The organism is Raoultella sp., assembly GCF_039594335.1.
Classification (GTDB): Bacteria; Pseudomonadota; Gammaproteobacteria; order Enterobacterales; family Enterobacteriaceae; genus Klebsiella.
In genome coordinates this window covers 1-8448 of sequence record NZ_JBCNNS010000148.1, presented here as the reverse complement: position 1 = coordinate 8448, position 8448 = coordinate 1, and the positions used below count along the sequence as shown (strand labels likewise).

At 53.1% G+C, this 8448-nt stretch carries 9 protein-coding genes; 5 read left to right on the top strand and 4 right to left on the bottom strand.

What is annotated here, in order from left to right; all coding sequences use genetic code 11:
• Positions 1–55 precede the first annotated feature (55 nt).
• Positions 56–982 (bottom strand): LysR substrate-binding domain-containing protein, encoded by a 927-nt coding sequence (locus ACZAHD_RS19275; protein WP_462458206.1) that lies wholly within the window; start codon positions 980–982, stop codon positions 56–58.
• 89 nt (positions 983–1071) lie between these two features.
• Here ACZAHD_RS19275 and ACZAHD_RS19270 point away from each other — a divergent pair, with 89 nt between their 5' ends.
• Entirely contained in the window at positions 1072–2070 is a 999-nt protein-coding gene (locus ACZAHD_RS19270; protein ID WP_462458205.1) for a bile acid:sodium symporter family protein, read from the top strand.
• Here the strand turns inward: ACZAHD_RS19270 and ACZAHD_RS19265 are convergent.
• The 3 genes from ACZAHD_RS19265 to zipA all read right to left on the bottom strand — a co-directional run bounded on the left by ACZAHD_RS19265 (position 2067) and on the right by zipA (position 5408).
• A complete protein-coding gene (locus ACZAHD_RS19265) occupies positions 2067–2285 on the bottom strand; it encodes a DUF3820 family protein (RefSeq protein ID WP_462458204.1) in 219 nt (72 codons plus the stop codon). The genes ACZAHD_RS19270 and ACZAHD_RS19265 overlap by 4 nt on opposite strands.
• Position 2286: 1 nt before the next feature.
• Entirely contained in the window at positions 2287–4302 is a 2016-nt protein-coding gene (gene ligA / locus ACZAHD_RS19260) for an NAD-dependent DNA ligase LigA (protein ID WP_462458203.1), read from the bottom strand.
• Between the two features lie 74 nt (positions 4303–4376).
• Positions 4377–5408: a cell division protein ZipA gene (zipA, locus tag ACZAHD_RS19255; protein WP_462458202.1), complete on the bottom strand. Its 1032-nt coding sequence runs from the start codon at positions 5406–5408 to the stop codon at positions 4377–4379.
• A 230-nt stretch (positions 5409–5638) separates the two neighbouring features.
• Between zipA and cysZ the strand changes: the two genes are divergently transcribed.
• The 4 genes from cysZ to ACZAHD_RS19235 form a co-directional block, all read left to right on the top strand.
• Positions 5639–6400 (top strand): sulfate transporter CysZ, encoded by a 762-nt coding sequence (gene cysZ / locus ACZAHD_RS19250; protein ID WP_462458201.1) that lies wholly within the window; start codon positions 5639–5641, stop codon positions 6398–6400.
• Between the two features lie 202 nt (positions 6401–6602).
• Entirely contained in the window at positions 6603–7574 is a 972-nt protein-coding gene (cysK, locus tag ACZAHD_RS19245) for a cysteine synthase A (RefSeq protein WP_462458200.1), read from the top strand.
• Positions 7575–7953: 379 nt separating this feature from the next.
• A complete protein-coding gene (gene ptsH / locus ACZAHD_RS19240; RefSeq protein WP_000487600.1) occupies positions 7954–8211 on the top strand; it encodes a phosphocarrier protein Hpr in 258 nt (85 codons plus the stop codon).
• Between the two features lie 44 nt (positions 8212–8255).
• The coding region (locus tag ACZAHD_RS19235) for a phosphoenolpyruvate-utilizing N-terminal domain-containing protein (protein WP_408712698.1) at positions 8256–8448 on the top strand (193 nt) is incomplete at its 3' end.

The window sequence follows — 8448 nt, the reverse complement described above, 5'->3', positions numbered from 1 at the left end:
ACTCATCTCCTTCACACCCGCCTGAATACCACGCTTGCCTCCACGAACTTACGCCTCAGCGCTGATACAGCGGATCGTCGGTTCTGCCCGCGGTCAACGTATTTCCCTCTGCACGCACCACCTCCCATAACGCCTGCGCGGCGGTAGAAAGTGAACGGTTTTTACGCTGCGCCAGCATCAGCTGACGCTCAACAACCGGGGTTAGTCTCTTGACCCGTAAATGGCTGCCTTGAGGCAGCGGTAGCGCCAGCGCCGGTAGAATGCTGATGCCAATTCCGGCCTCAACCATCGGAAATAGCGTCGCCGGATGACCAATCTCCTGCACAATCGTGGCCTCGACTGAAAAACGCTGCAGCGCCGCATCAATCAGCGGGCGACTCCCGGATGCGTAATCCTGCAATACCAGCCGCTGGTGGTGAAGCTCCTGCCAGCTCACCGATGCCCTTTCGGCAAAAAGATGATCTTCCCGACATAAAAGCAAAAAAGGTTCCGCCAGCACCGTCTCACACTGCAGATCGGTCACCATACCAGGATCGATAACAATGCCAAAATCTACTTCCCCCTGGCGAATACTTTCCAGCACCCACTGCTGCGGCCGATCGTGTAAAACAAAGTCGATCTGCGGATAACGTTGATTACTGTGCGCAATACATTGTGGGATCAGGTGCGCTGAAATCGTCTGGCTGGCGGCTACCCGTACAGTTCCGCTTAACTGCTGCCCGACCCGTCCGGCATCACGCAGCGTGCTGTTCAGTTCATCCAGCAACCGCTCAAGACGAGCGGCCAGCTGCTGCCCCGCCTCCGTCAGCACCACCTCCCGGGTCGTACGGTCGAGCAAACGAACGCCAGTCTGGTGTTCCAGTTCTTTTACGCTATGGCTGACCGCAGACTGACTAAGACCAATCATCTCCCCTGCCCGGCTGAAGCTTTTTGCTCTGGCGACGGTGATGAAGACCTTTAACTGACGAAGCGAATAATTCATCTTTTTTATTCATGAATGGATGCAATAAATTAATTTTATTTCTCAAAATAGAAAAAGCACAATAGCGATATCGATTTTCAGGAGCGTTTATGAAACTTTTCCGCATTCTTGATCCCTTTACACTGACTCTTGTCACCGTTGTGCTGCTGGCCTCTTTTTTCCCGGCCCGCGGCGGGTTTGTTCCCTTCTTTGAAAACTTAACCACTGCCGCCATTGCGCTGCTGTTTTTTATGCACGGGGCAAAACTCTCCCGCGAGGCCATTGTCGCCGGCGGTGGCCACTGGCGTTTACACCTGTGGGTTATGTGCAGCACGTTTGTGGTGTTCCCGGTTTTAGGCGTGCTGTTTGCCTGGTGGGCGCCAATTAATGTCGACCCTGCGCTGTATACCGGATTTGTCTATCTCTGCATTCTGCCTGCGACCGTTCAGTCGGCTATTGCCTTCACCTCGCTGGCAGGGGGTAACGTCGCGGCAGCGGTCTGCTCCGCATCAGCTTCGAGTCTGCTGGGGATATTTATTTCTCCGCTACTGGTCGGTCTGTTGATGAACCTGCACGGCGCAGGCGGCAGTCTGGAACAGGTCGGTAGGATTATGCTGCAACTTCTGCTGCCGTTCGTTCTTGGTCACCTCTCTCGCCCATGGATTGGTGATTGGGTTGCCCGACATAAAAAGTGGATCTCAAAAACCGACCAGACTTCAATTCTGCTGGTGGTCTATTCCGCATTCAGCGAGGCGGTCGTGAACGGCATCTGGCATAAAGTCGGCGTCGGCTCGTTGCTCTTCATCGTGGCCGTCAGCCTGGTCCTGCTGGCTATCGTGATTACCATCAATATCTTCGTCGCACGCAAATGTGGCTTTAACAAGGCCGATGAAATCACGATTGTTTTCTGCGGTTCGAAAAAGAGTCTGGCAAACGGCATACCGATGGCCAATATTCTCTTCCCGACGTCAATTCTGGGGATCATGGTGCTGCCGCTGATGATTTTCCACCAGATCCAGTTGATGGTGTGCGCCGTACTGGCTCGACGCTACAAACGGCAGGCTGAAGCACGGCTGGCGCAGGAGAAAACCCGCGCCTCTGAAGCTTAACGCGGCTGCTTCAAGGGCTGAACCAACGGGGTCAGCCCTTCCGTTTTAATCAACAAAGTTAATGCCATCAGCTCGCCAAGATGGCCGGCAGGAAACTGGTCTTTACGGGCAAACCACAGCAAATACTCTTCCGGCACATCAATCAGGCGACGGCCTTTGTATTTGCCAAACGGCATTTCCGTGTTGGCAATCTCTATGAGCTGAGCTTTATCCACGTTATTCCCCCAGCAGCCGCAGCATTTCGGCTTCGTCAATGACAGCAATGCCCAGTTCTTGTGCTTTAGCGAGCTTAGAGCCCGCCGCTTCGCCGGCAATCACCAGATCCGTTTTCTTCGAGACGCTGCCGGCGACTTTCGCCCCCAGTGCCATCAGCCGCGCCTTAGCATCATCGCGAGAAAGCTGGCTGAGACTACCGGTCAGGACAACCGTTTTACCGGCAAACGGACTGTCAATCTCCTCAGCATTGACTACCGCCGGCGTAGGCCAGTTGACCCCTTCGGCACGAAGCTGCGCGATCACATTGCGGTTGTTCTCTTCAGCAAAGAAGTGAAAGACATGAGTGGCTACGACGATACCCACATCCGGAACTTTTTGCAGTTCCTCAATGGAAGCCTGCTCCAGCGCTTCAATCGTGACAAAATAGGCCGCCAGCCCGGCGGCCGTTGCTTCACCGACTTCACGAATACCTAATGCGTAGAGGAAACGAGCAAAGGTGGTTGATTTCGATTTTTCCAGAGCATTAACCACGTTTTGTGCTGATTTAGGCCCCATTCGATCCAGACCGGTGAGCTTCCCGGCAGTTAAGCGGAACAGATCCGCCGGCGTGTGGACGTACTCTTTCTCAACCAGCTGATCGATAATTTTATCCCCCATACCTTCCACATCTAACGCGCGGCGGGAGACGAAATGTTTTAACGCTTCCTTACGTTGCGCGCCGCAAATTAATCCGCCGGTACAGCGCGTTACCGCCTCGCCTTCGACCCGTTCAACATCAGAGTGACACACCGGGCAATGGGTCGGGAAGACGATTTCTTGCGTCTCCTGCGGGCGCTCTGAGAGTACGACGTTGACAACCTGAGGAATCACGTCCCCCGCGCGGCGAATCACCACTTTATCGCCAATTCGTAGACCCAGACGCTCTATTTCATCGGCATTGTGCAAGGTAGCATTACTCACCAGAACACCGGCAACATGCACTGGCTCCAGACGTGCCACCGGCGTGATGGCCCCGGTACGCCCCACCTGAAACTCTACGTCGCGCACGAAAGTCATTTGCTCCTGCGCCGGGAACTTAAAAGCCACCGCCCAACGCGGCGCGCGGGCCACAAATCCAAGCTGTTCCTGAAGCGCCAGGGAGTCGACTTTGATGACCACGCCATCAATATCAAAACCTAAATTCGGACGGTCTTCTTCAACTTTACGGTAGTAAGTAAGCACTTCCTCTGGGGTATGGCAGAGTTTCACCCGGTCGCTCACCGGCAGCCCCCACGCTTTAAACTGCAGCAAACGGCCAGAATGACTCCCCGGCAGCTCACCGCCATCCAGCGCGCCCACGCCATAGCAAAAGAAAGTAAGTGGTCGCTTCGCCGTAATTCGCGGATCGAGCTGACGCAGTGAACCTGCCGCCGCGTTTCGTGGGTTAGCAAACACTTTCCCTCCACTACGACGGGCCTCATCGTTAATTTTTTCGAAGCCGGCCTGCGGTAAGAAGACCTCGCCGCGAACCTCCAGCCGCGCTGGAATATTATCGCCGCGTAGCTTCAGCGGGATGGCGCGAATCGTCCTGACGTTGGCGGTGATATCTTCGCCAGTGGTGCCGTCGCCACGGGTTGCCGCCTGAACCAGCACGCCATTTTCATATAAAATGCTGACCGCCAGCCCGTCCAGCTTTAGCTCACAGCAATAAATCAGGTCATCACTGCTCTTCAGCCGATCCTGAACGCGCTTGTTAAAGGCAAGGAAGCTCTCTTCGTCAAAGACGTTGTCCAGCGACAGCATCGGAACCTCATGACGGACCTGGCTGAATGACGCCAGCGGCGCCGCGCCCACGCGTTGGGTTGGTGAATCAGAGGTAATCAGATCCGGATGTTGGGCTTCAAGCTCGCGCAGTTCGCGCATTAACCGGTCATATTCCGCATCGGGAATTTCCGGGGTATCCATAACGTGGTACAGATATTCATGATGGCGAAGCGTGGTTCGCAGTTCAGTTAGTTTTTGTTCGATCGGTTCCATATCACACCATCAATGATAAAAAACCCCCGGCAGGCGGGGGTTCTGGATTGGTAGACGAAACGCCGGGGAATAAATCAGGCGTTAGCCTCTTTAACTTCACGAATACGGTCCTGATATTCGCGCAGTTTTTGCGGGGTCATCATCCGACGCTGATCGTCCAGCACCACACCACCAACTTCATCGGCAATATACTGTGCGGATTGCAGCATCAATTTAAAGTTTTGTAGCTCATCACCAAACGACGGCACCTGCATAAAGATCGTGACGCCAGGCGTGGTCATATCGGCCATACCGTCAGGATTGAAGGTACCCGGTTTAACCATATTGGCCAGGCTGAACAGAACCTGACCACTGCCATCCGGGCTGAGATGGCGATGGAAGATATTCATATCACCAAATTTAAAGCCCGCCTGCTGGATGCTGTTAATCAGTACTTCGCCGTTAATCTGCGTGCCCTGATGTGCAGAAACGTTCATGACGATAACCGTTTCTTTGCGTTCTTTTGGCTGCGGCGCGGGCTGCTGAGGCTTAGCTGCCTGCGGTTGCGGTTCTGGTGCCGGCTGAGACTGTGCAGCGACGACAGGCTGCGGCGCTGGCTGCTGTACCGGAGCAGGCTGCTGTGGCGCACGCTGAACAACCGGCTGCTGAGACTGAGGCTGATATTGCGGCGGCACAGGTTGCTGCGGCGCGACAGGTTGCGGTGGCTGTTGCACCTGAGGCGACGGCACATGAGGCTGTGGCGCCTGATGCTGAGCGGGCTGCTGCCGTACAGGCTCTTCGGGACGCACAGGCGGCTGCACCTGACGCTCGTAAGGAGGCTGATATTGGTGTTGCGGCGGCGCCTGACGAGGTGCTTCTTGCTCCCCATGCACGCCATTTGGGGCGTGGTTAACCCGGTGAACGCGAACTTCACCTACGCCTTCAACATCGTCATCAAAGTCATCGTTCTCAGACTCTTCGTCATCGCGAGACTTCATACGTTTCAGTGGGCGATCGCGAAACATCGAGGAACGTTCTTTACGGCTGGTCCAGAAACCGTGTACCAGTAAAGCGAGTATGGCGATCGCGCCAACAATGATTAATATCAGACGCAAATCCTGCATCATTATATTCTCTGTTGTTCTAACACCTTGCCACCACGGCAAACATTTACTCACTAAGAGTATTTGCCGATTACGTCGAGTGCAAGTGTGTGTACCGCTTTCACTACATAAAGATGAACTAAATCGTGCTTTTTGCTGTTTTTTCGAACATTTCCTAACTGGTTATTGTCTGACAACCCGATAAAATAAGCGGGCATTCAGTTAGGACGTCAAAAGAGGAGCATCGCCTGACCATGGTTTCAACATCCGCATCTATCCCGCGTAGCGGCGTCTACTATTTTTCGCAGGGCTGGAAACTGATCGGGCTGCCGGGGATTCGTCGTTACGTTTTTCTGCCTTTGTTAGTTAACATCATTCTGATGGGTGGCGCCTTCTGGTGGCTGTTCACCCGTCTGGATAGCTGGATCCCATCCTTAATGAACCATGTTCCGGACTGGCTACAGTGGCTGAACTATCTGCTGTGGCCCATCGTGGTCATCTCTATCCTGTTAGTGTTCGGTTACTTCTTCTCCACTATCGCCAACTGGATTGCCGCACCATTCAGTGGTCTGCTCGCTGAGCAGCTCGAAGCCCGTCTTACCGGCGCCACGCCGCCGGACGTGGGCATTTTTGGCATCATGAAAGACGTACCGCGCATTATGAAGCGTGAGTGGCAGAAGTTTGCCTGGTACCTGCCGCGCGCAATCGTACTGCTGATACTCTATTTCATTCCTGGGATTGGACAGACTCTGGCTCCGGTACTGTGGTTCCTGTTTAGTGCGTGGATGCTGGCCATTCAGTACTGCGACTACCCGTTCGATAATCACAAGGTTCCTTTTAAAACCATGCGCGAGGCGCTGCGTACCCGTAAAGTCACCAATATGCAGTTTGGCGCACTGACCAGCTTATTTACCATGATTCCAGTGCTGAACCTGGTCATTCTGCCGGTCGCCATTTGCGGCGCAACAGCCATGTGGGTCGATTGCTATCGCGATAAACACGCCATGTGGAGATAGCCCCCTCTTCTTATTACACTCAGCGCTTCAGACCAACAAAAGCATGGCCTGAAGCGAAGCAGCTATATACCGCTCCTTATTCCTTCTGGCTTAGCATTATTTCCCTTCTGAATATAGATATGCTAAATCCTTACTTCCGCATATTCTTTAAGCGGGTATGCTGGAGTCGTACTCCCAAATTTCATACAGTTAAGGACGGGCCATGAGTAAGATTTTTGAAGACAACTCCCTGACTATCGGCCACACGCCGTTAGTACGACTGAACCGAATCGGTAACGGACGCATCCTGGCAAAGGTTGAATCACGCAACCCGAGCTTCAGCGTAAAATGCCGAATCGGTGCCAATATGATTTGGGATGCCGAAAAACGCGGTGTACTAAAAGCAGGGGTTGAACTGGTTGAACCGACCAGCGGCAATACTGGTATTGCTCTCGCCTACGTTGCGGCAGCGCGCGGTTACAAGCTGACGCTGACCATGCCCGAAACCATGAGCATTGAACGTCGTAAGCTGCTGAAAGCACTCGGCGCGAATCTGGTGCTGACCGAAGGCGCGAAGGGCATGAAAGGTGCCATTCAGAAAGCCGAAGAAATTGTCGCCAGCAATCCGGAAAAATTCCTCCTTTTGCAGCAGTTCAGCAACCCGGCTAACCCGGAAATTCATGAAAAAACCACCGGCCCGGAAATCTGGGAAGATACCGATGGCCAGGTTGACGTATTCATCTCCGGCGTCGGCACCGGTGGTACTCTGACCGGCGTGAGTCGCTATATCAAAGGCACTAAAGGCAAGAAAGATTTGATCACCGTGGCGGTTGAACCTACCGACTCACCGGTTATCGCTCAGGCGCTGGCGGGCGTTGAGCTGAAGCCGGGTCCGCATAAAATTCAGGGCATCGGTGCCGGTTTTATCCCGGGCAACCTTGATCTGAAACTGGTTGATAAAGTGGTTGCTATCACCAACGAAGAAGCTATCTCCACCGCGCGTCGTCTGATGGATGAAGAAGGTATTCTGGCCGGGATCTCCTCCGGAGCCGCGGTTGCCGCTGCGCTGAAGCTGCAAGAGGATGAAGCCTTTACCGACAAGAACATTGTGGTTATCCTACCCTCTTCAGGTGAACGCTATTTAAGCACCGCACTGTTTGCCGATCTTTTCACCGAGAAAGAACTGCAACAGTAATGCCAGCTTGTTAATATCGTGTAAAAAAGCACCTTTTAAGGTGCTTTTTTGTGGCACACGTCAAAGTTTTACCCCTCCTGGCATTGATTCACCGCGTAGGGTCTGGTATTTAACCAACACATTTATTTTGATGCGCGAAATTATTCATAATTGGATTTCCACAAGCTGAATCGATTTTATGATTTGGTTCAAGTCTTCCTTTCGCGGCATAATGTTTAATGACGTGCCAGACGTCCACGGCCAGATGGTCTTTACAGCGAACACGCTGCTGACACCTTAGCCAGACACGTAGTGCCGACGCTAACAATACAGGCTAAAGCCTTGCCGTTAGGCTAGACTTTAGGTCCACAACACTAAACCTATAAGTTGGGGAAATATAATGTTCCAGCAAGAAGTTACCATTACCGCTCCGAACGGTCTGCACACCCGCCCTGCTGCTCAGTTTGTTAAAGAAGCAAAAGGCTTCACTTCTGAGATCACTGTAACCTCCAACGGCAAAAGCGCCAGCGCCAAAAGCCTGTTCAAACTGCAGACTCTGGGCCTGACTCAGGGTACCGTCGTAACTATCTCCGCTGAAGGCGAAGATGAACAGAAAGCAGTTGAGCATCTGGTAAAACTGATGGCTGAACTCGAATAAGTTCACGGGTTCTTTTTAATATCAGTCACAAGTAAGGTAGGGTTATGATTTCAGGCATTTTAGCATCCCCGGGTATCGCTTTCGGTAAGGCTCTCCTGCTGAAAGAAGACGAAATTGTCATCGACCGGAAGAAAATTTCTGCCGATAAGGTTGATCAGGAAGTCGAACGTTTCCTGAGCGGCCGCGCCAAGGCCTCCGCCCAGCTGGAGGTCATCAAAACCAAAGCTGGTGAAACTT

Bases quoted from the DNA above. Each gene is read 5' to 3' on its own strand.
- cysZ (WP_462458201.1), top strand. From the start codon at position 5,639: ATGGTTTCAACATCCGCATCTATCCCGCGTAGCGGCGTCTACTATTTT.
- zipA (WP_462458202.1), bottom strand. From the start codon at position 5,408: ATGATGCAGGATTTGCGTCTGATATTAATCATTGTTGGCGCGATCGCC.
- ACZAHD_RS19275 (WP_462458206.1), bottom strand. From the start codon at position 982: ATGAATTATTCGCTTCGTCAGTTAAAGGTCTTCATCACCGTCGCCAGA.
- ACZAHD_RS19270 (WP_462458205.1), top strand. From the start codon at position 1,072: ATGAAACTTTTCCGCATTCTTGATCCCTTTACACTGACTCTTGTCACC.
- ligA (WP_462458203.1), bottom strand. From the start codon at position 4,302: ATGGAACCGATCGAACAAAAACTAACTGAACTGCGAACCACGCTTCGC.
- ptsH (WP_000487600.1), top strand. From the start codon at position 7,954: ATGTTCCAGCAAGAAGTTACCATTACCGCTCCGAACGGTCTGCACACC.
- cysK (WP_462458200.1), top strand. From the start codon at position 6,603: ATGAGTAAGATTTTTGAAGACAACTCCCTGACTATCGGCCACACGCCG.